This is a genomic window from Streptomyces sp. NPDC048277 (assembly GCF_040652235.1).
Lineage (GTDB): Bacteria > Actinomycetota > Actinomycetes > Streptomycetales > Streptomycetaceae > Streptomyces.
The window spans coordinates 66,599-87,786 of the sequence record NZ_JBEZLQ010000017.1; the positions used below are offsets into that span (position 1 = coordinate 66,599).

Sequence of the window (21,188 nt, forward strand, 5' to 3'; positions counted from 1 at the left end):
CCATGGTGACAGGCGGAACCGGTCTCACCAGCCCTTCTCGAACATCCGGGCCACCTCGGCGATCCGGATCTCGTCGCGCCGGTAGTAGGTGCGGTGCCGGATGCGCTTGGTGCGCAGCAGGCCGAGGCGGGTCAGCAGGGCCAGATGGGTGCCGGCGACCTTGCGGGAGACGCCGAGCCTGGCGGCGACGGCCCGGACGGTGACTCCGTCCTCGACGAGGTCCGCGTGGCGCTGGGGCGGGAAGTGGGCCGCCGGGTCCTTGAGCGAGTCCAGAATGTCCAGGCGACTTACGCTCTTTGCGCTCCTCAGCATCCGACCGGCCTCCGTCCCTGCCTCCTCGTGGTTCGTTTTTCCCACTGTCCCGCAGCCGAAGCCCCCACGTCGGGGACTCGGTGAGCGTTGTCCGAGATCCCACGGCCCTACGAGATCGACCGGCGGGGTACTTGCCTCCGCAACATGCCGCGGGCAGGGAGAAGGGGCCCGGCCGTCCCCTTACGGCCGGGCCCCCGTCAGTGGTGGTTCAGCGGTGGCTGAACCACGCCATGGAGGACAGCGCCTTGTCGTCGTAGCCGAACAGGGCCTGGTTCTCCCAGCCGTTGCCGGAGGAGGCGTCGGTCGGGTCCCAGCCGTTTCCGGTGACGGCGGTCCAGGTCGCCTCCCAGTAGAAGACGCCGAGCCCGCGGCCGTTCGGGACGGCCTCGACGATGTTCGCGACGGCGTTCATCCAGGCCAGCTGGCCTGCCGCGGTGGCCGGGTAGCCGGTGACCAGTTCGCTGCTGGTGTCGATCTGGTTCTCCAGCGAGTCGTCCTGGGCCAGGGTGAACGGATAGGCCGTCTCGGCGATGAAGACCGGCTTGCCGTAGCGGGAGGCCGCGTCGTCCAGGGTGGTCTGGGCGGCGGCCAGCGAGCCGTGCCAGTAGCCGTAGTACGACAGCCCGATCACGTCGTAGTTGATGCCGTAGGTCTTGGCGTTGTCGAACCACCAGCGGACCGTGGCGTCGTCACCCGCGTTCGCGAGGTGCAGGGCGACCTGGGTGCCGGAGGAGACCGCCTTGACCGCGCTGTAGCCGGAGTTGATCAGGCCGGCGAGCTGCGACCAGTTGTCCGTGGAGCCCTCGGACCACAGCATGCCGCCGTTGATCTCGTTGCCGACCTGGACCATGTCGGCGGTGGTGCCCTGGGCCTTCAGCGCGTTGAGGACGTCGTAGGTGTGGTTGTAGACGTCGGTCTTCAGCTGGCTGTAGGAGTGGCCGGACCAGGCGGCGGGCTTGGTCTGCTTGCCCGGGTCGGCCCAGCTGTCCGAGTAGTGGAAGTCGACCAGCAGCTTCATGCCTGCCGCCTTGATGCGCTTGGCCATGGCCAGCACGTGCGCCTTGTCGTTGTAGCCGTCGGCCGGGTTGACCCAGACCTTCAGGCGCGCGTAGTTCATGCCGGCGTTCTTCAGGATGGTGACCGCGTCCCCGGTGGTGCCGGAGCTGGTCTTGTAGACGCCGCCCTTGGCCTCGCTCTTGGCCAGTGACGATATGTCAGCGCCCTTGATGGAAAGCCCTGTCGAGCCGGACGCGAAGGTCAGGTCGTCGACGTTGATCCAGTTGCCCGCGTTGGCGTCGGAGTTGATGCTGATCGTGCACTGGTTGTTGGTCACCGCGATCGAGGTGACGATCCGGACCCAGCTGCTGGTGGAGACCGGCAGGTCGGTCCGCTGCTCCGAACTGCCGCAGTTCTTCAGGGACATGTAGGCGGAGTTCTGCCCGCCGCTGGAGCGGACCCAGGCGGTGAGCGTGTAGGTGCCGTTGGTCAGCCCCGACAGGTACTGGTAGGTCTCCACCTTGTAGGCGGAGGCCGAGTAGTGGGTCAGGCGGTAACTTCCGCTGTGGCCACCGGACTCGGTGTACGAGGCGGCGTTCTGGCCGGCCGCCGAGTACGTCGACCAGCCGGTCGGCGTCGCCGTGCCGGTGCCGTCGGCCTCGAACCCGCCGTTGGTGAGCGTGCTCGCCGCCTGGGCGGTCTGCGCGGGAAGGGTGATCAGGGCGAGCCCGGCCGCGAGCGGCAGCAGCAGGGCTCTGATGGTGCGTCTGGGATGGAACATCATCGTCCGTCGTCCCTTCGACGTGACTGGGGAGGGGGTTCCTCCGGTGGGGCCGGAGGTGTGCCCCTCCGCCCGCGGCTCTCGTGGCACGCGCGGACGGAGGGGAGTCTCGGCGGAACCGGGCCCGGCGGCCCGGTCCTCGACAGGGGCGCTCAGGCGTCGAGTCGTACGACCCGCACGGCGCCCGCCGGGACCGCCAGACGGCCCGCGGCACGCTCGCCCGTCAGCAGTTCGGTGCCGTGGGCTTCCAGGGGCACCTTGGCGTCGGTGGCGGTGTGGTTGATGGCGAAGAGGAAGTTCCCGGAGTCTCCGGCGCGGCGCACCACCTCGACGTCGCGGGGCAGTTCGGCGCGGGGCGCGATCCGGGCGTCCTCCGCGGCCCAGCCGATCAGGGCGTCCAGGCCGTGCGCGTCGAGCCGGGTGGACACGTACCAGGCGGTGCCCTCCCCCAGCTGGTGCCGGGTGACCGCCGGGCGGCCGGCGGTGAGGCCGTCGGCGTAGGTCCAGACGGTCTCGGCGCCGGCCGGGACGACGAACTCGGTCCACACGTCACCGGTCAGCTCGGAGCCGTCGGGGCCGGTCAGGCGCACCCGCTGGTTCTGCAGCAGCGGCGAGAACTCCTCCACGGTGAGGCCGAGGACGTCGCGCAGGGTGCCCGGGTAGGCGCCCTCGTGGACGGCGTCGTGCTCGTCGACGATCCCGGAGAAGTACGAGACGACCAGCGTGCCGCCGTTCTCGACGTACTCCCGGAGGTTGTCCCCGGCTGCCTCGGTCATCAGGTAGAGGGCCGGTACGACGACAAGGGGATAGGCCGACAAGTCGCTTTCCGGGTGGGCGAAGTCGACCGTGAGGTGGCGGTCGTAGAGGGTCTCGTAGAAGGCGTCGGCGCGCTCGCGCGGGTCGTGGTCCTCGCTGGGGCGCCACTGGAGGTTCTGCGCCCACCAGGACTGCCAGTCCCACAGGACGGCCACGTCGGCCCGGGTGCGGGTGCCCTGGATCTGGCTCAGCGAGTCGAGGGAGGCGCCGAGTTCGACGACCTCGCGCCACACCCGGGTCTCGGTGCCGCCGTGCGGAAGCATCGCCGAGTGGAACTTCTCGGCGCCGCGCCGGGACTGGCGCCACTGGAAGAACATCGCGCCGTCGGAGCCGCGGGCCACGTGGGCCAGGGAGTTGCGGGCCATCTGGCCGGGGGCCTTGGCGGGGTTGCGGGGCTGCCAGTTGACGCCCGAGGTGGAGTGTTCGAGCAGCAGCCAGGGGGCGCCGGAGGCCACGGAGCGGGTGAGGTCGGCGGCCATCGCGAGGTTGACATGGGTGCGGCGGCCGTCGGTGATCAGGTAGTGGTCGTTGGTGACCAGGTCGACCTCGCGGCCCCAGGCCCAGTAGTCCATGGAGTCGCACTGGCTGAGGGCGGTCATGAAGTTGGTGGTCACCGGGACGCCGGGCGACAGGCGGTGCAGGATGTCCCGCTCCGCGCGGAAGTTCTCGCGGATGGTGGCGTCGGCGAACCGCTTGTAGTCGAGGGCCTGGCCCGGGTTCACCACCGTGGGGGTGACGCGCGGCGGGTTGATCTGGGCCAGGTCGGTGTAGTGCTGGCCCCAGAAGGCCGTGCCCCAGGCCTCGTTGACCCCGTCGACCGTGCCGTACGTGCCGGCGAGCCAGCGGCGGAAGTGGGCGGCGCAGGAGTCGCAGTAGCAGGCCGAGACCGGGACGCCGTACTCGTTGTGGACGTGCCACATCGCGAGCGCCGGGTGGTCGCCGTAGCGCTCGGCGAGCCTGGTGGTGATGTCCGCGGCGGCCGCGCGGTAGTCGGCGTCGGAGTGGCAGATGGCGCCGCGCGAGCCGAACTCGTAGCGCACGCCCTCCGCGGTCACCGGCAGGGCCTCGGGGTGCGCCCGGTAGAACCAGGCGGGCGGCGCCACGGTGGGCGTGCCGAGGTCGACGCGGATGCCGTTCTCGTGCAGCAGGCCGAGGATCCGGTCCAGCCAGCCGAAGTCGTACTCGCCCGGCGCCGGCTCCAGCAGGGCCCAGGAGAAGATCCCGACGCTCACCATCGTGACCCCGGCCTCGCGCATCAGCCGGACGTCCTCGTGCCAGACGGATTCCGGCCACTGCTCGGGGTTGTAGTCCCCACCGAAGGCGAGCCTGGTCAGGCCCTTGGGGGTGGTCTCCGGCATGGATCTCTCCCGTTTAGTCGATCATTTGGGAACGTGCACAGACATGATTGGCGGCGCGAGCCCAACATAACCGCACAGCAACAACCATTGACAAGTGTCCGGGATGTTTCTCTACTGTGAACGCTCACAGAGCAGAGCACGGACGGACACGGACTCGCGACGGGCGAGAATCCGGGTCTGCACTGTCCGGAAAACTCACACATCTGCATGGCAGGTTCCCGCGACGGGCGGGGACCCAGGTCAGGGGAGAGATCCATGCCCAACACGAAGCGCAGTCGCCTCGTGGCATCCATCATCGCCACCGCCCTCGGCGCCACCGCCCTCGCCGCCTGCGGCTCCTCCGGCGACAGCAAGGCCGACTCCGGTCCGGTCAACCTGACGTTCTGGAGCTGGGCGCCCGGCATGGACAAGGTCGTCGACCTGTGGAACAAGGGTCCGGGCAAGAAGGACCAGATCACCGTCACGTTCAAGAAGCAGGCGTCCGGCGACACGCTGGTCACCAAGATCCTCACCGCGCACAAGGCGAAGTCCGGCCCCGACCTGGTCCAGGCCGAGTACCAGGCGCTGCCGACGCTGGTCAGCAACGGCGCCGTCGCCGACATATCGAAGGAGGTCGGCGACGCCAGGAGCAAGTTCGCCGACGGCGTCTGGCAGCAGGTCACGCTGGGCACGAACGCGGTGTACGCGGTGCCGCAGGACATCGGGCCGATGATGTTCTACTACCGCGCGGACCTCTTCAAGAAGTACGGCCTCAAGGTGCCGACCACATGGGACGAGTTCGCCCAGGACGCCCGCCAGCTGAAGAAGAAGGCACCGGCTCTCAGCCTCACCACCTTCTCCGCCAACGACGCCGGCCTCTTCGCCGGCCTCGCCCAGCAGGCCGGCGCCAAGTGGTGGACCACCTCCGGCACCAAGTGGAAGGTCGGCATCAACGACGCGGCCACGCAGAAGGTCGCCAAGTTCTGGGGCGGCCTGGTCAAGGAGGGCGCCATCGACAACCAGCCGATGTACACCCCGGCCTGGAACAAGGCGATCGACACCGGACAGCAGATCGCCTGGGTCTCCGCGGTGTGGGCGCCGGGCACGCTCACCACTGCCGCGCCGGACACCAAGGGCAAGTGGGCGATGGCCCCGCTCCCCCAGTGGTCCGCCGGCGACGACGTCACCGGCAGCTGGGGCGGCTCCTCCACGGCCGTCACCACCGACTCCAAGCACCAGGCGGCCGCCGCCAAGTTCGCGGCCTGGCTGAACACGAACGGTGACGCGGTCGACACGATGGCCAAGGAGGGCGGGATCTACCCCGCCTCCACCTCCGCCCAGGTCAGCGGTGCCTTCTCCACCCCGCCGGCCTACTTCTCCAACCAGGCGGACTTCTACACCAAGGCCGCCGAGATCGCGAAGACCACGGCAGCCTCCGCCTGGGGCCCGAACGTGAACGTCGCCTACACGACCTTCAACGACGCGTTCGGCACCGCGGCCAAGAACAAGTCGGACTTCGTGACCGCCCTGAACACCATGCAGGACGCCACGACCGCCGACATGAAGAAGCAGGGCTTCGAGGTCTCTCAGTGACCAGCCCCGCACGCCGGAGGTCGTACGGGGTCAAGGGGGCCCCGTACGCCTTCCTCCTCCCCGCGACCGCCCTCTTCGCACTGTTCTTCGTGCTGCCCATCGGGTACGCGGTCTGGCTCAGCTTCCGCAAGGTGCATGTCTCGGGCCTCGGCCTGGGCTCGGGCGCCCGCACGGAGATCTGGGCCGGCCTGGAGAACTACAAGGACGCCCTCACCGACAACGAGTTCTACAACGGTGCGCTGCGTGTCCTCGGCTACGGCTGCATCGTCGTCCCGGTGATGCTCGGTCTCGCCCTCCTGTTCGCGCTGATGCTCGACTCCGAGCGGGTCCGCCTCGCCCCGTTCACCCGGCTCGCGATCTTCCTGCCGTACGCCATCCCCGGCGTGGTGGCCGCGCTGCTGTGGGGCTTCCTGTACCTGCCGTCGGTCAGCCCCTTCTTCTACGTGCTCGACAAGCTGCACCTGCCGCAGCCGAACCTGCTGGACGGCGGGCCGCTGTACCTGGCCCTGTCGAACATCGCGGTGTGGGGCGGCACCGGTTTCAACATGATCGTCATCTACACCTCGCTCAGGTCCATCCCGGCCGAGGTGTACGAGGCGGCGAAGCTGGACGGCGCCACCCCGCTGCAGGTCGCCCTGCGGATCAAGATCCCGATGGTGGCGCCCTCCCTGGTGCTGACGTTCTTCTTCTCGATCATCGCGACGCTCCAGGTCTTCAACGAGCCGATGACCCTCAAACCCCTCACCAACTCGGTCAGCACGACCTGGAGTCCGCTGATGAAGGTGTACGTCGACGCCTTCGGCAACGGGGACATCTACTCGGCGGCGGCCGAGGCGACACTGATCGCCATCGCCACGCTGGTGCTGTCCTTTGGGTTCCTGCGGGCCGCGAACCGCCGCAACAAGCAGGAGGCAGCACCGTGAGTTCTCTTGCCGTCCGCAAGGCCGCCCCGGCGGCCGGTACGACGCCGGGTACCGCCCAGGGGCCGCCGCTGCGCCGCCGTGTCGCCCTGGTCCCGACGATCACGCTGCTGCTCGGCGCGATCTACACCCTGCTGCCGGTCGCCTGGGTGGTGATCGCCTCCACCAAGTCCGGCAGCGAGTTGTTCTCCACCTTCACCTTCCTGCCCGGCACCGGCTTCGCCGGCAACCTCAAGGACCTCAACGCCTACCGCGACGGCATCTACTGGAAGTGGATGGGCAACTCCGCCCTGTACGCCGGTCTGGGCGCCGTGCTGTCGACGGGCGTCTCGGCCTTCAGCGGGTACGCCCTGGCGACCTACCGTTTCAAGGGCCGCGAGGCGATCTTCAACGTACTGCTCGCGGGTGTGCTGATGCCCCCTATCATCCTCGCCGTCCCGCAGTACCTGCTGCTCGCCAAGGCGGGCCTCGCGGACTCCTACCTGTCCGTGCTGCTGCCGCAGATCCTCTCCCCGTACGGCGTCTACCTCTCGCGTGTCTACGCGGCCGCGGCCGTGCCGTCCGACGTGGTGGAGGCCGGGCGGATGGACGGCGCGAGCGAGTGGCGGATCTTCACGCGGATCGCGATGCCGATGATGATCCCCGGCATGGTGACGGTGTTCCTGTTCCAGTTCGTGGCGGTGTGGAACAACTTCCTGCTGCCGTACATCATGCTGAGCGACGACGAGAAGTTCCCGCTCACGCTCGGCCTGTACACACTGCTGTCCCAGGGCTCCAACCAGCCGGCGCTCTACACCCTGGTGATCACCGGCGCCTTCCTCGCGGTGATCCCGCTGATCGCGCTCTTCCTGGTCATTCAGCGCTTCTGGAGCCTGGACCTGCTGTCCGGGGCCGTAAAGTCATGACCATGAGCAGCAATGCGGGGGGCCGGCGCAAACCGCCGACGATCCACGACGTGGCGCGCGAGGCAGGCGTCTCACGAGGCACTGTCTCGCGTGTGCTCAACGGCGGGCACTACGTCAGCCCCGCCGCCCAGGAAGCGGTCAACGACGCCATCCGCCGGACCGGGTACGTCGTGAACCGGCACGCCCGCTCGCTGATCACCGGGCGCTCGGACTCCATCGGCTTCCTGCTGACCGAGCCCCAGGAGCGGTTCTTCGAGGACCCCAACTTCAATGTCCTGCTCAGCGGTTGCACCCAGGCGCTGGCCGGGCACGACATCCCGCTGCTGCTGATGCTGGCGGGCACCAAGGACGAGCGGCGGCGCATCACGCGGTACATCACCGCCGGGCACGTCGACGGGGTGCTGCTGGTCTCCAGCCACTCCGGTGACCGGGTCGCCGAGGAACTGCGCGAGGCGGGTGTGCCCCTCGTCCAGTGCGGCAAGCCCATGGGGCCCGGCTCCAAGGTGAGCTACGTGGCGGCGGACGACCGGGACGGCGCCCGGGACATGGTCCGGCATCTGCTGGACGTGGGGCGCCGCCGGATCGGCATGATCACCGGCCCGCTGGACACCCCGGGCGGTGTCGACCGCCTCGCCGGCTACAAGGAGGTCCTCACGGAGGCGGGGGTCGAGGTCGACGACCGGCTCGTCGTCTCCGGCGACTACAGCCGGGCCAGTGGCGAGGCGGGCGCCGAGCGACTGCTGGCGCGGGCCCCTGACATGGACGCCCTGTTCGTGGCCTCCGACCTGATGGCGCAGGGCGCCCTGACAGCGCTGCACCGGGCGGGCCGCCGGGTGCCGGATGACATCGCTGTCGGCGGTTTCGACGACTCGGTCGCGGCGACGGAGGCCACCCCCGCGCTCACGACGATCCGCCAGCCCTATGACCGCATCAGCGCCGAGATGGTGCGGCTGCTGCTCGCGCAGATCGGCGGTGAGGACCCGGCGGCGGTGATCCTGCCGACGGAGTTGGTGCGGCGCGAGTCTGCTTGAACCGGGCGCGGTCCGGGGTGCCGGGGGCTGCCGCCGGGCGACTGCGGGTGTGTGGGGGCTGGTCGCGCAGTTCCCCGCGCCCCTTTGGGGCGCGTTATCGCACCCCGGGTCTCACCAGGCCGGTCTCATAAGCGACGACGACCGCCTGGGCGCGGTCGCGCAGGCCCAGCTTGGCGAAGATGCGGGCCACGTGGGACTTGACCGTGGCCTCGCTGAGCGTGAGTGCGGCGGCCAGCTCCGTGTTGGACAGGCCGCGGCCCATCAGGGTCAGCACCTCCCGTTCGCGGGGTGTGAGCGCGGTCAGGTCGGCGGGCACGGTCTCGGCCGTCCGCTCGGCCGTGGCCGCGTACCGCTCCACCAGGCGCCGGGTGATCTGCGGCGCGAGCAGGGCGTCCCCGGTGCCGACGAGCCGTACGGCCGCCGCCAGGTGCTCCGGGGTGACGTCCTTGAGCAGGAACCCGCTGGCCCCGATGGCGAGCGCCTCGTACACATACCGGTCCAGGTCGAACGTGGTCAGCATCAGCACCCGGCAGCCGGGGGACTCGGCCAGGATCCGGCGGGTGGCCGCCAGGCCGTCCATGGCCGGCATCCGGATGTCCATCAGCACGACGTCCGGCTTCAGCCCCCTGGCCGCGGCGACCGCCTCGGCGCCGTCGGCGGCCTCGCCCACCACGTCGAGGCCCCGGGCGGTGAGGATCAGCCGGAAGCCGGTGCGGATGAGCGTCTGGTCGTCGGCGATCAGCACACGGGGCGCGTCCGTGGTCATGGGCGGTCCAGGGGGATGCGGGCACGGACGCGGTAGCCGCCGCCGAGTCTTCGCCGGGCGTCCAGGTCACCGCCGTGGACGGCGACCCGCTCGCGCAGGCCGAGCAGACCGCGCCCGGTGCCGCCGAACCGGCGCCCCGGGGCGGCCGGGGCGGTGCCGGTGAGCACGCTGGGGCCGGTGTTGAGCACCTCGACGCGCAGGGCGTGGTCGGCGTAGCGCACGGTCACCTCCGCCCTGCCGCCGTCGCCGTGCCGGAGCGCATTGGTCAGGGCCTCCTGGACGATGCGGTAGGCGGTCACGTCGATCCCCTGCGGCAGCGGGCGCGGTTCGCCGGAGATGCGGACCTCGACGGGCAGGCCCGCGAACGATATCCGGTCGACCAGGCGGCCGAGCCGGTCGAGGCCGGGCTGCGGGGTGAGGTCCGGGCCGGGGGCGCCGACGGACTCGGTGCCGTCCGTTCCGTCCTGTGCGGGGGCGAGCAGCCCCAGCAGGTGCCTGAGGTCGGTCATCGCGCCCCGCCCGGCGTCCTCGACGGCCCGCAGCGCGGTCGCGGCCTCGTCGGGCATCGTGCCGAGCACCTCGCGGGCGGCGCTCGCCTGGACCACCATGAGGCTGACGTTGTGACTGACGATGTCGTGCAACTCGCGGGCGATCCGGTCGCGTTCGGCCGTGACCGCGGCCGCGGCGGCGCTCTCCCGCTCCCGCTCCAGGAGCCAGCCCCGCTCCCCCACGGCCGCCCGCCAGCGGCGCCGGGTGCGCACCAGCGCCACCATGAGCACCACGACGGCCGCGCACGCCACCGCGAGCGCCGTCGCCACCACGTCGTCTCCCCCCATGGCCACACTGTCGCAGACGGCACCGACATCCGCATCGACCTGTGGATTCAGCGGTCTGCATCCCTGGGATGAGACCGGTCCCCGGGTGCCATCCGCGGACGGATGCCCGGGGCCCGGCCGTGGCTCTAGCGTCCTGTCCATGGTCACTGAGGTGGGAACGGGAGACCCCGCCGTACGGCTCGACGGGGTGCGCAAGGAGTACGGCGAGACGGTCGGCCTCGACGGGGTGTCGCTGGAGATCGGGGCCGGGGAGGCGGTCGCGGTGATGGGGCCCTCGGGGTGCGGGAAGTCCACCCTGCTCAACATGATCGCCGGTCTGGACCGGCCGTCGGCCGGAACGGTCGTCGTCCACGGGGAGAACGTCGGGGAGTTGGGCGAGAAGGGGCTCGCGCTGTACCGGCGGCGGCGGATCGGCATGATCTTCCAGTTCTTCAACCTCATCGACGATCTGTCGGCCCTCGACAACGTGGCACTGGCCGCCCAGTTGACGGGCACCCCGGCACGATCGGCCCGGCGGCGGGCGCTGGAGCTGTTCGAGGAGCTGGGCATCGCCGGCCGACGCAACGCCCATCCGGCGGTGCTCAGCGGCGGCGAGCGCCAACGGGTCGCCGTGGCAAGGGCGTTGATGAACCGTCCGGCGCTGCTGCTGGCGGACGAGCCGACCGGCGCCCTGGACAGCCGGGCCGGGGAGCAGGTGATGGACCTGCTGATCGACCTGAACCAGATCGGGCAGACCCTGGTCATCGTCACGCACGACGAGCAGCTGGCGCAGCGCTGTGCGAGCCGGCTGGTGCGGCTGGCCGACGGCCGGGTGACCGGCGAGCACACTCTGGAGCCGTCGGCATGAGGGCGGTGTGGACGGCCGCGCGGGCGGCGGTGCGCAGGCGCAGGCTGCAGACGCTGGTGATCTGGCTGGTCACCCTGGTGTCGACGGGGTCGATCGTGGTCGCGCTGGGGCTGGTGGACGCGGCGTCGGCGCCGTTCGACCGGGTCTTCGGGCGGCAGCACGGGCCGCACGTGGTCGCCGAGTTCGCTTCGGGCAGGTTGACGGACGCCCAACTGGTCGACGCGGCACGGAAGTCCGAGGTGGAGGCGGTGGCGGGTCCGTTCCCGCAGGCGACGGTGAACGTGCCGCGCGACGCGGCGGACCTGGGGCTCGGCGGCGAGATCACGGTCGTGGGCCGTCCCGGGCCGGGCGGCGCGGTGGACCGGGTGGACCTGTGGGCGGGCCGGTGGCCGGCCCGGCCTGGCGAGATGGTCCTCGACCGGGAGTCCGGCTGGACCGGCAACGACATCGGCAAGAAGATCCGTCTGCCGTCCGGGCCGACCCTCACCGTCGTCGGATTCGCCTTCGACCTGAGTGACACGGCGGACGTGTGGGTGTCCCCGGACCAGATCGCGGCCCTGCACCCGAACACCACGCAGATGCTGTACCGGTTCCGGGACGCGTCCTCGCAGGGCGCGCTGCGGGCGGGGCTGACCCGGGTGACCGAGGGACTGCCCAAGGGCTCGCTGAGCGGATCGCAGAGCTATCTGACCGTCAAGGACCGGATCGGCAGCGGTGCGCGCGCGTACGCCCCGTACCTCATGGCCTTCGGCGTCCTCGGCATCCTGGTGGCGGTGCTGATCGTCGCCAACGTGGTGGGGGGCGCGGTGGTGTCGGGTTTCCGGCACATCGGCGTCCTCAAGGCCCTCGGGTTCACTCCTGGGCAGGTGCTGGGCGTCTATCTCGTGATGGTCTCCGTACCGGCCGTGCTGGGCTGTGCGCTGGGCACGCTCGCCGGCAACCTGCTGGCCAAGCCGTTCTTCCGGTTCGTGTTCACGGGGCCCGACTCCGGAGTGCTGCACGACAGCATCGGTATCGCGCCCTGGGTGAACGGGCTGGCCCTGCTCGGCATGCCGCTGGTCTGCGGGCTCGCCACGCTCGGCCCGTCCGTGCGCGCCCAGCGGCTGTCCGCGGCGCGAGCGATCGGCGCGGGCAGCGCACCACGTACGGGGCGGGCGCTCGCCGTCCAACGGCGGCTCGCGGGGCTGCGGTTCCCGCGGTCGGTGAGCCTGGGGGCGGGGCTGCCGTTCGCCCGGCCCGCGCGCAGCGCGCTCACGCTGGCCGCGGTGGTGCTGGGGGTGACGACGGTGACGTTCGCGACGGGGCTGGCGACGACCATGACCCTCTTCGGCAACGGAGGCAAGGACGCCTACGACGTCACGGTGTACGCGGGCGACACCGTGCGCGGCAAGGAGGTGCTGCCCGTCCACGGGGACCGGGAACTCCAGTCGCTGCTGGGCTCGGTGCCCGGTGCGGCCCGGGTGACGGCCCGGGGGGACGAGACCGCCGTGCTCGTGGGTACCACGCAGAAGGTCTTCCTGGAGGGCAGGCGCGGGCCCGACCCGCACCTGGAGGACGTGCTCGTCCGGGGCCGCTGGATGCGCCACCGGGGAGAGGTCGTGGTCGGCTCGGCCTTCCTGCGCCGCAACGGCGTGCACGTCGGTGACCACCTCCGGCTGCGCAGGAGCGGCCGCGAGGAGGAGGTCACCGTGGTCGGTGAGCTGATGCAGTCGAACGACCGGGTGGTCGCCGGCACCTGGCCGACGTTCACCGCGCTGGTCCCGGGCGGAAAGGCGATCGCCTATCACGTCAAACTGCGCGAGGGCGCCGACCCGACGGCGTACGCGCGTGCCGCCCGGGCCGTCGACAAGGGGCTCAGTACCCAGCTGTCCGGCCCGAGCGGCGGCGCGGAGACCGTCATCGGCTCGGCGACCGCCCTCACCCTGATGCTGGCCCTGGTCGCCTCCCTCGGCGTGTTCAACACGGTCGTGCTCAACACCCACGACCGGCGCCGCGACCTCGGCATGCTCAAGTCGATCGGCATGACCCCGGGCCAGGTGACGGTGATGACGGTGACGTCGATGGCCGTGCTCGGTGCGATCGGGTCGGTGCTGGGCGTCCCGCTGGGCATCGCCGCCTACGAGGTGGTGGTCCCACGCATGGCCGCGGGAATCGACATCACCCTGCCGGCGTACATGACGGACGTCTGGCACGCGCCGAGGCTGGCCGGACCGGCGCTGGCGGGGCTCGGGATCGCCGTCGTGGGCGCGTTGGTCCCCGCCCGTCGTGCGGCCCGCCTCACCGTCGCGGAGGTGCTGCACAACGAGTGACGGGCCCGGGGCCCGCAACCGGTCAGGATCGGAGAAGCCGCCGCGCGCTCCCCCCGCCTAGCGTGAGACCACCGGCGGGAAACCCGTCGGATCACGCATCCCAGAAGGAGAACGTCCCATGACCGCAGGCCTGCAGACGATCATCTACCCCGTCAAGGACCCGGCGCGGGCCAAGGCCCTGTTCAGCGCACTGCTGGGCGTCGAGCCGTACGCCGACGAGCCGTACTACATCGGTTTCAAGGCCGCCGGGCAGGACGTCGGTCTTGACCCGAACGGGCATGCCCAGGGCCTGACCGGGCCGACGCCGTTCTGGCACGTGACCGATCTGCGGGAGCGGCTCGCGGCCCTGCTGGAGGCGGGCGCCGAGCTGGTCCAGGACGCGCGGGACGTCGGCAACGGCCGGCTGGTCGCCTCGGTGAAGGACGCCGACGGCAACATGGTGGGCCTGCTCCAGGACCCGGTCTCCTGACCCCCGCAGAGCCGCCGTAGAACCGCCGCAGGACGGCCGTGGAACCGTCGTGGAACCGCCTCGGATCCGTCGTACGACTGCTTGCACCCGCACTAGTTGCACACTCAACAATTGGCTGGATCGGTGCTACGGTGCGGGTATGGCAGTCAAGACGGCCGAGGCCCGGCTCGAGGAACAGTGGCGGGACATCCTGTCGGTGCACGCGCGCACGATGTGCGAGATCGACCGGGCGCTGCATCCGTACGGGCTGGGCGCGAGCGACTTCGAGGTGCTCGACCTGCTGGCCGCCGAGTCCCCCGCCGAGGGCGACCACTGCCGGGTGCAGAACCTGGTGGGGCGGGTCCATCTGAGCCAGAGCGCGCTGTCCCGGCTGATCGGGCGGCTGGAGAAGGACGGCCTGGTGGAGCGGTCGGTCTGCGTCGAGGACCGGCGGGGCGTGTGGGTGGCGCTCACCCCCAAGGGCCGTTCCCTGCACACCGAGGTACGGCCGCTGCAGCGGGCCGTGCTGGGGCGGATGCTCGAGGGTCCGGTCGGCTGAAGGCCTGCTAGAGCAGGAACTCGATGCCGTCCGGGAGGACCTCGACCCCTTCCTCGGCCACCTGGGCGCGGGCCCGGGAGGCCGGGTCCACGAGGGGGTTCGTGTTGTTGAGGTGGGTGTAGATCCGGCGGGTGCGGGGATGCTGGGCCAGGGCGGCCAGGCTGCCCTGCGGGCCGGAGACCGGGAGATGGCCCATCGCCGCCTGCCCGGGACCGGAGCGGACCGTGGTGCCCATCTCGTCGGCGGTGAAGAAGGTGCCGTCCAGCAGGACGCAGTCGGCCTCCGCGCACAGGTCGTCGAGTGCGTCGCTCCAGGCGCCGACGCAGGGGGCATAGAGCAGGACTCCCCCGGTGGCCAGGTCCTCCACGCGGTAGGCCGTGACCCAGCGGCCGTCGGCCTCGGCGAGCGGGGCCGGGACGTACTTCGGGGCCTTGGCGCTCACCGGGTGGGCGGTGACGACCAGGCCGCCGGCCAGCACGAAGCCACCGTCGGCCATGCTGTCGGCCCACTGCCAGGCGGCGTAGCGGTCGAGGGCGCCGCGGGCCGGGGTCAGTACCGCCTGGACGGGCGGGGCCGCGTACACCTTGAGATCCGGTGCCCCGCGCAGCACGGTCAGGCCGGTGACATGGTCGGCCTCGGCGTCGGTGAGCAGCACTCCGCGCAGCGGGGTGTCCCGGGGGCCCGGTCCGGGCCACAGCACGGCGGTGGCGGTGAGCTGGGCGCGGATGTCCGGGGAGGCGTTGAGCAGCCACCAGTCCCGGCCGTTGCCGGTCAGGGCGACGCACTCCTGGGTACGGGAGGGCAGCTTGCCGTCCCGGGCGGCCGCGCACAGGGCGCAGGCGCAGTTCCACTGCGGGAATCCGCCACCGGCGGCGGTGCCCAGCAGGACGACCCTCACGACGATCCGCCCCTCTCGCGTGCCTCTCCCCGCCCCTCGGTGGGATCTTCCCTCAGGATGCGCCGCGCTACCCGTGCTCGGGGGGAACTTCCGGCCGACCTTCGGGGGGCTGCCGGTCCGCCGGGCGCAGCGGTGGGATCGGTTCCGACGGGAAGTCGCGGGGACCGGTCCACACGGCGGGTACGGCGTCGCAGCGGCGGCACAGCTCGTAGGCGACGGCCTCGTAGTTGACCCGCCAGCCGTGGAAGTGCGGCCAGGCCTCCTCGGTGCCGCGTTCGGCATGGAAGCCGGTCTTCTCCAGCATGGCCGCGGCGGCCGCGAACTCGGCGTAGGTCAGCTCGATCGGGGCGTCGGGGGGCGGATCGGAGTCGAAGGAGGCGCGCACGGAGCGCGCGATGTCGCGCAGGGCGGTGAATCCGGCGCGCAGCACCAGGCGGGCCTCCGGCGGGGCGGCCCGCGGCGCGAGCGCGAGCTGCATGGCGGCCGCGTCCATGACGGCGATCAGCCCGACCAGCCAGCTGCGGTACGGGCGGGGGGAGCGGAACGCCAGCAGGACCGGATAGGTGGCGTGGCTCTCCCCCATGTCCGCGGCCAGCCGCTCCCAGGACCGGTACAGCTCGGGCAGCGCGGTCTCGGTGTCGACCAGCCACTGCCGGGCGAGGATCTCCGGGCCCCAGGCGGGCTCGCCGGCCCGGGACTGGAGGAGGGTGACCTCCAGTTCGCGGCGGTTGTAGGCGGCGTACAGGGTGGGCAGGTAGGCGATCTGCAGGGCGATCACGACGGGGCCGGTGGCGGCGGCCACGAAGTCGAGTGCGGACAGCCGCAGCCGGGCGCCGCTGGCGAACCCGAGGGTGAACAGGCTGGAGCCGGCCTCCCGGAACGCCGTGCTCCAGGACAGCGGGGAGAACGCGTACAGCAGCAGCCCGAAGCCGAGGAACGCCCCGCCGAGCCAGGCGGCGAGCATGCCGACCAGCATCAGCGGGGCGAGCCAGGTCTGGGCACGGTCGATGGACCGGTAGCCGCCCCGGTGTGCGAAGAGGCAGAGCAGCCGGCGCAGGCCCCACCACAGCCGGTACACCAGCAGGGAGTACAGCCCCCTGGGGACCACGAGCGTCCGCAGGATGCTGCGCAGGACCAGGATCAGTACCAGGCCGCCGGCCACCCCGGAGATCCATTCCATGGCGCCATTCTGACCCGCACGGAGACCTCGCGGTGACCGGAACCCTTCGGTCAGCCCGTCGGCCGGGCCAGCAGGGTGCGCACGCCCTCCGAGGTGAGCGTCAGCGCGTGCGCCGAGCTGCCGTCGATGGCGAGCGAGAGGTTCTCCTCGGGCCACTGCGAGGCGAGTGCGCCGAGCGGCACCATGCGGTAGCGGGAGACCGTCGGCAGCAGGCCGGTCAGCTCCCCCTCCGAGGTGAACACCGGGACTACCGGATCGCCGTCGGGCCGTTCCAGGACGGGCAGGGCGATCATCGAGGGGTCGGCCGTCTCCGCGGCGTCGTCCGGCACCGGCACCAGCACCTCGCTGTGCGCGAGCGTGTCCAGCGCGGCGCGGTCCTCGGCGTTCACGGCGAGCGTGTCGAGCGCCCGCTGGGCCGGCGTCGGGAAGTCGTCGTGTGCGGGTGTCTCCATGGCAGGTCCCCAGGTATCGGTGACGGTACAGGCCAGAACCGGCGGGACGCCGGACGGCCACGGCACGCGTACCCGGTCGACGCCGGGGCATGCGCCCGCAACGGCCGCTTTCGAGAGCCCCCGGCCTCCGCCGAACCGGGAGGCGACGGGCTGCAGAGGCGGAGAGCCCTGTCCCCGGCAGACCCGATGGGCACGGGCTCCGGGAAACCCGAAGACCACGTCCTGGCAGCCCCCGACAGCGCAGGCTCCGGTGGGCCCGAAGGCCACTTCCCGGCAGCCTCGAAACGCGCAGACTCGCGGAGACCCTAGGCCCCTCCCCGGCAGCCTCGAACAGCGCAGACTCGCGGAGACCCGAGGCCCCTCCCCGGCAGACCGAAGACCGCAGGCTCCGGGACTCCGGGAAGCCGAGGCCCCTCCCCCGCAGACCCAAACGGCGCGGCAGCAAGGGGCCGGGAGAACAGTCCCCCCGGCACCCCCACGGGACCGGGCCTCGCCGGACCGGGGGCCTGTCGGTGACCGGTCCGGGAGGGCCGAGCCTCAGGGGATCAGCGGAATGTCGTCCGAGGGGAGGCCCAGGCGGTCGCGGCCGACTCGGTGGGCCAGGGGTTCGGCCATGCTCGGGCCCACGTGGGTCCAGTACGTCGCCGCGTCGCGGAAGTAGCGCTGCATCCGTTCGCCGTCGCGGGCGTGCCGGGAGCCCGCGGTGCGGAAGAGGATGCGCTGGAGGACGTCCCAGGCCAGACGGCCGGCGTTGAGGAAGGTGAGGGCGAGGCGGTTGTCCTCGGCGGTGGTGAAGGGCGCGTCGCCGACGGCGTTGCGGTGGCAGGTCTCCATCCAGTCCTCGGCGGTGCGCCTCAGGGCGGCCTCCGCGGTGCCGATCACGCCGAGGGCCTCGCCGAGGTGGCGCTGGTAGTCGTCGAGTCCGGCGCGGGTGCGGCCGGGATCCAGGGCCAGCGGGCGGGTCGGCAGGATACGGGCGTACTCGTCGGCGGCCGCGTACGCGATGCCGATCATGATGGCGGCCAGTTCGGAGTGGTAGAAGCTCGGCGCACGCCCGGCGTACATCGGGTTGCCGTGCAGGGTGGAGCCGGCCGAGCCGCCCTCCACGGGGAGGTCGAGCAGGCCGGCCCGGAGGGTGAGGTGCTCCGGGATACGGGCCTGGTCGAGGCGGATGCTGTTCGAGCCGCTGCCGCGCAGGCCGAGCACGCCGTGCCAGTCGTCGAGGACCGTCCAGACCCGGCGCGGGGCGACGAACAGCACCGGCGGGCCGGGCGGGTCGCCGGGCCGCTCCGGGGCGCTCAGGGTCTGGCCGACGTAGTGCGTGGAGTAGGGGGCGCCCGAGGAGTACGGCCAGGTGCCGTCGAGGACGACGTGTCCGGTGCCGTCGGGGCGGGCGATGCCGACCGGCGCGACCGTGGAGGCGGCCCGGAAGTCGCCGTCCGGGCCGAAGATATCGTCCTGCGCCCGTTCCCCGAAGACGCTCGCGACCTGGAGGACGTGGGCGGCGGTGAGGGACAGCGCCCAGCCGGTGGAGGGGCAGCCGCGGGCGATCTCCGTGACCACGCGCAGGAAGACCGGCAGGCCGAACTCGTGGCCGCCGTAGCGGCGCGGCTGGAGGATCCGGTAGAAGCCGGCCCGCAGGAAGTCCTCGTGGGTGGTCTTCGGGTAGTGCGTCAACTGTTCGGTCTCCGCCTGGCGTTCGCGCAGGGCGGGCCGCAGCGCCACGGCCCGTTCGATGATGTCGCGTGCGCTGAGACCGGGTTCGGGAGCTGCGATCACGGTGCCTCCTGATCTCCGGGGCCGTGTTTGCCGGGTTTGCCGGCGCGATAGGGCGATTGAACACGGCGCGCACGGCGGGCGTCCCGACCGGAAACCGCCAACCGGGTGGCGACGGCGGAACTGGGGGTGGTGCGGGGGCAGTTCCCCGTGGCACGTGCCTCGCGCTCCGTCCCGTGGCATCACTCGCCGCGCATGGACAGGGGTAGGGGTAGCCGCGGAAGGTGACGGTCCGCATTTGCCCCGTCACCCGTGCGACACGAGAGAAGGAAAGCGATGTCGGTCGAGACCGGTACGGCGCCCGCAGCGGGCGCCGAGGAACGGGAGCAGCAGAGCCTCGGTACCGCCGCGGCACGGAATCTCACGACGACGACCAAGTCCGAACCCCAGATGCAGGAGATCAGCTCCCGGTGGCTGACCCGCACCCTGCCCTGGGTGAACGTGCCCGGCGCCACGTACCGGGTCAACCGACGGCTGTCGTATCTGGTCGGCGACGGCCGGGTGACCTTCGTACGGACCGGCGCACAGGTCACCGTGGTCCCCGCCGAGCTGGGCGAACTGCCGTTGCTGCGGGGCTTCGAGGACGGCACGGCGCTGCAGGCGCTGGCGGCCCGGTTCGAGCAGCGGGACTACGCGCCGGGGCAGGTGATCGTGACGGCGGGGCGCCCGGCCGACCATGTGTATCTGATCGCGCACGGCAAGGTGGAGCAGATCGGCGAGGGCCCGTACGGCGACGAGGCGGTCGTCGGGCTGCTCGCGGACGGCGACACGTTCGGCGGCCAGGTGCTCGCCGGGCTCGACGGCGCCTGGGACTTCACCGCGCGTGCGGCGACGGCCACCACCGTGCTGGCGCTGCCGCACTCGGCGTACCAGGAGGTGGCGGCGCAACACGCCGAGCTGCGGGCACACGTCGAACTGGCCGGGCTGGACGGGCACCGCGGGACGAACGACTTCGGCGAGGCCGAGATCGAACTCAGCGCGGGCCATGTCGGCGAGCCGGACATCCCGCACACCTTCGTGGACTACGAGCTCGATCCGCGCGAGTACGAACTGAGCGTCGCCCAGACCGTGTTGCGCGTCCACTCCCGGGTGGCCGATCTCTACAACCGGCCGATGAACCAGACCGAGCAGCAACTCCGCCTCACCGTCGAGGCGTTGCGGGAGCGGCAGGAGCACGAGCTGGTCAACAACCGGGACTTCGGGCTGCTCCACAACGCCGACTACGACCAGCGGATCTCCACCCACGCGGGCCCGCCGACCCCGGACGACCTGGACGAGCTGCTGAGCATGCGGCGCGACACCACGCACCTGTTCGCCCACCCGCGGGCGATCGCCGCGTTCGGCCGCGAATGCAACAAGCGCGGCCTCTACTTCGGCGGCATCGACGTGGGCGGCCACCATCTGCCGGCCTGGCGCGGTGTCCCCCTGCTCCCCTGCGGCAAGATCCCGGTCAGCGAGGCCCGCACCTCCTCGATCATCGCGATGCGGGCCGGCGAGGAGAACCAGGGCGTGATCGGCCTGTTCCAGACGGGCCTGCCGGACGAGGTGGAGCCGGGTCTGAACGTCCGTTTCATGGGCATCAACGAACAGGCGGTCATCTCCTACCTGGTCAGCACCTACTACTCGGCCGCCGTCCTGGTCCCCGACGCCCTCGGCATCCTGGAGAACGTGGAGGTGTCCCGCCGGGACTGAGCCGGCTCACCCGGGGTGAGCAGCCGACTCGGCTCGGGCCGCCCCCACACACCGCCCGAGCCGTCCGGCGACACCCGGCACACCTGGGCGCCGGGCACCCGGCCGACCGTCTCCGTGGACTCCCCGTCGTCCAGCGCCGTGGAGAAGCCGCCGCCCTGGAGGATCAGCCGGCGGGGCATGTGCCGGTCTCCGCGAGGAGTTCGGCGACCGTCGTGACCCGGATCAGGGGGCGGTAGAGGTCGAGCAGGTGCAGGGCCTTCGCGTGGGAGTCGTCGTCCGCGCCCGCGCAGGCGTCCGCGACGACCACGACCTCGATCCCGGCGTCGGCCGCCGGCAGTGCGGTGGACAGGACGCAGCAGTCGGTGCTGACGCCGGTCAGGACCAGACGGCCGTGCGGGGCGGTGCGGGCGGCGAGTTCGGGGGTCCATTTGCCGAACGTCGCGGCGTCCAGGACGACTTCGGCCCGGTCGGCGAACTCGTCGGCCAGGCGCCAGAGTTCGGCGTCCGGGGGCTGGCGGGCGAACGGCCACCGGTCGTAGTAGGCCTGCCAGGCTCCGGTGGGGTGCCCGGGGGCGACGAAGCGGGTGAAGACCGTGCGGCCCGCGAAGGCCGGGAGCAGCCGTCGTACGCCTGCCGCCGCCTCGCGGTAGCGCGGGACCGCCCAGGGACTGGCGGGGTCGGCGAAGACGTGCTGCAGGTCGATGACGGCCAGGAGGCCGGGCGGTGTGGTCATG

At 71.6% G+C, this 21,188-nt stretch carries 20 protein-coding genes; 9 read left to right on the forward strand and 11 right to left on the reverse strand.

Annotation, left to right across the window (positions count from 1 at the left end):
• Positions 1-24: 24 nt before the first annotated feature.
• From AB0D85_RS32130 to AB0D85_RS32140, 3 genes are all read right to left on the reverse strand, one after another.
• Complete coding sequence (locus AB0D85_RS32130) at positions 25-312, reverse strand: ArsR family transcriptional regulator (RefSeq protein ID WP_362328009.1); 288 nt, start codon at positions 310-312, stop codon at positions 25-27.
• Positions 313-520: 208 nt separating this feature from the next.
• Positions 521-2,089, reverse strand: coding sequence for a glycosyl hydrolase 53 family protein (locus AB0D85_RS32135; protein ID WP_362328340.1), 1,569 nt, complete (start codon positions 2,087-2,089; stop codon positions 521-523).
• 152 nt (positions 2,090-2,241) lie between these two features.
• Positions 2,242-4,263 (reverse strand): beta-galactosidase, encoded by a 2,022-nt coding sequence (locus AB0D85_RS32140; protein WP_362328011.1) that lies wholly within the window; start codon positions 4,261-4,263, stop codon positions 2,242-2,244.
• A gap of 255 nt (positions 4,264-4,518) precedes the next feature.
• Between AB0D85_RS32140 and AB0D85_RS32145 the strand changes: the two genes are divergently transcribed.
• From AB0D85_RS32145 to AB0D85_RS32160, 4 genes are read left to right on the forward strand one after another with little or no spacing between them, the layout of a single operon-like run.
• Positions 4,519-5,835: an extracellular solute-binding protein gene (locus AB0D85_RS32145; protein WP_362328013.1), complete on the forward strand. Its 1,317-nt coding sequence runs from the start codon at positions 4,519-4,521 to the stop codon at positions 5,833-5,835.
• Positions 5,832-6,758: a sugar ABC transporter permease gene (locus tag AB0D85_RS32150; RefSeq protein ID WP_362328015.1), complete on the forward strand. Its 927-nt coding sequence runs from the start codon at positions 5,832-5,834 to the stop codon at positions 6,756-6,758. The genes AB0D85_RS32145 and AB0D85_RS32150 overlap by 4 nt, the downstream gene beginning before the upstream one ends.
• Positions 6,755-7,660: a carbohydrate ABC transporter permease gene (locus AB0D85_RS32155; RefSeq protein ID WP_362328017.1), complete on the forward strand. Its 906-nt coding sequence runs from the start codon at positions 6,755-6,757 to the stop codon at positions 7,658-7,660. Before AB0D85_RS32150 ends, AB0D85_RS32155 begins: the two co-directional genes overlap by 4 nt.
• Positions 7,657-8,691 (forward strand): LacI family DNA-binding transcriptional regulator, encoded by a 1,035-nt coding sequence (locus tag AB0D85_RS32160; RefSeq protein ID WP_362328019.1) that lies wholly within the window; start codon positions 7,657-7,659, stop codon positions 8,689-8,691. Before AB0D85_RS32155 ends, AB0D85_RS32160 begins: the two co-directional genes overlap by 4 nt.
• A 94-nt stretch (positions 8,692-8,785) precedes the next feature.
• Here the strand turns inward: AB0D85_RS32160 and AB0D85_RS32165 are convergent, their stop codons facing one another.
• Both AB0D85_RS32165 and AB0D85_RS32170 read right to left on the reverse strand, forming a co-directional pair.
• Positions 8,786-9,457 (reverse strand): response regulator transcription factor, encoded by a 672-nt coding sequence (locus AB0D85_RS32165; RefSeq protein WP_362328022.1) that lies wholly within the window; start codon positions 9,455-9,457, stop codon positions 8,786-8,788.
• Positions 9,454-10,293 carry a histidine kinase gene (locus tag AB0D85_RS32170; protein ID WP_362328024.1) on the reverse strand — a complete coding sequence of 280 codons (840 nt, stop codon included), beginning with the start codon at positions 10,291-10,293 and terminating at the stop codon, positions 9,454-9,456. Before AB0D85_RS32170 ends, AB0D85_RS32165 begins: the two co-directional genes overlap by 4 nt.
• A gap of 139 nt (positions 10,294-10,432) precedes the next feature.
• Here AB0D85_RS32170 and AB0D85_RS32175 point away from each other — a divergent pair, with 139 nt between their 5' ends.
• The 4 genes from AB0D85_RS32175 to AB0D85_RS32190 all read left to right on the forward strand — a co-directional run bounded on the left by AB0D85_RS32175 (position 10,433) and on the right by AB0D85_RS32190 (position 14,456).
• Entirely contained in the window at positions 10,433-11,140 is a 708-nt protein-coding gene (locus AB0D85_RS32175; RefSeq protein WP_362328026.1) for an ABC transporter ATP-binding protein, read from the forward strand.
• Positions 11,137-13,449, forward strand: a complete 2,313-nt coding sequence (locus AB0D85_RS32180) for an FtsX-like permease family protein (protein WP_362328028.1) — start codon at positions 11,137-11,139, stop codon at positions 13,447-13,449. Before AB0D85_RS32175 ends, AB0D85_RS32180 begins: the two co-directional genes overlap by 4 nt.
• 118 nt (positions 13,450-13,567) lie before the next feature.
• Positions 13,568-13,918: a VOC family protein gene (locus AB0D85_RS32185; protein WP_362328030.1), complete on the forward strand. Its 351-nt coding sequence runs from the start codon at positions 13,568-13,570 to the stop codon at positions 13,916-13,918.
• Positions 13,919-14,057: 139 nt separating this feature from the next.
• Positions 14,058-14,456 (forward strand): MarR family transcriptional regulator, encoded by a 399-nt coding sequence (locus AB0D85_RS32190; protein ID WP_362328032.1) that lies wholly within the window; start codon positions 14,058-14,060, stop codon positions 14,454-14,456.
• A gap of 7 nt (positions 14,457-14,463) precedes the next feature.
• Here the strand turns inward: AB0D85_RS32190 and pqqB are convergent, their stop codons facing one another.
• From pqqB to AB0D85_RS32210, 4 genes are all read right to left on the reverse strand, one after another.
• Positions 14,464-15,354 carry a pyrroloquinoline quinone biosynthesis protein PqqB gene (gene pqqB, locus AB0D85_RS32195; RefSeq protein ID WP_362328034.1) on the reverse strand — a complete coding sequence of 297 codons (891 nt, stop codon included), beginning with the start codon at positions 15,352-15,354 and terminating at the stop codon, positions 14,464-14,466.
• Positions 15,355-15,421: 67 nt separating this feature from the next.
• Complete coding sequence (locus tag AB0D85_RS32200; RefSeq protein WP_362328036.1) at positions 15,422-16,534, reverse strand: hypothetical protein; 1,113 nt, start codon at positions 16,532-16,534, stop codon at positions 15,422-15,424.
• Between the two features lie 50 nt (positions 16,535-16,584).
• Positions 16,585-16,986: an SseB family protein gene (locus AB0D85_RS32205; protein WP_362328038.1), complete on the reverse strand. Its 402-nt coding sequence runs from the start codon at positions 16,984-16,986 to the stop codon at positions 16,585-16,587.
• A gap of 537 nt (positions 16,987-17,523) precedes the next feature.
• Positions 17,524-18,765, reverse strand: a complete 1,242-nt coding sequence (locus AB0D85_RS32210; RefSeq protein ID WP_362328040.1) for an acyl-CoA dehydrogenase family protein — start codon at positions 18,763-18,765, stop codon at positions 17,524-17,526.
• A 273-nt stretch (positions 18,766-19,038) separates the two neighbouring features.
• Here AB0D85_RS32210 and AB0D85_RS32215 point away from each other — a divergent pair, with 273 nt between their 5' ends.
• Entirely contained in the window at positions 19,039-20,454 is a 1,416-nt protein-coding gene (locus tag AB0D85_RS32215; protein ID WP_362328042.1) for a family 2B encapsulin nanocompartment shell protein, read from the forward strand.
• Here the strand turns inward: AB0D85_RS32215 and AB0D85_RS32220 are convergent.
• Positions 20,382-20,633, reverse strand: a complete 252-nt coding sequence (locus AB0D85_RS32220) for a hypothetical protein (RefSeq protein WP_362328044.1) — start codon at positions 20,631-20,633, stop codon at positions 20,382-20,384. The two genes, AB0D85_RS32215 and AB0D85_RS32220, sit on opposite strands and share 73 nt — an antisense overlap.
• The gene (locus tag AB0D85_RS32225) at positions 20,618-21,187 is read right to left on the reverse strand and encodes an isochorismatase family protein (RefSeq protein WP_362328046.1); all 570 of its coding nucleotides are present in this window, start codon (positions 21,185-21,187) and stop codon (positions 20,618-20,620) included. The genes AB0D85_RS32220 and AB0D85_RS32225 overlap by 16 nt, the downstream gene beginning before the upstream one ends.
• Between the last annotated feature and the right edge of the window lies 1 nt (position 21,188).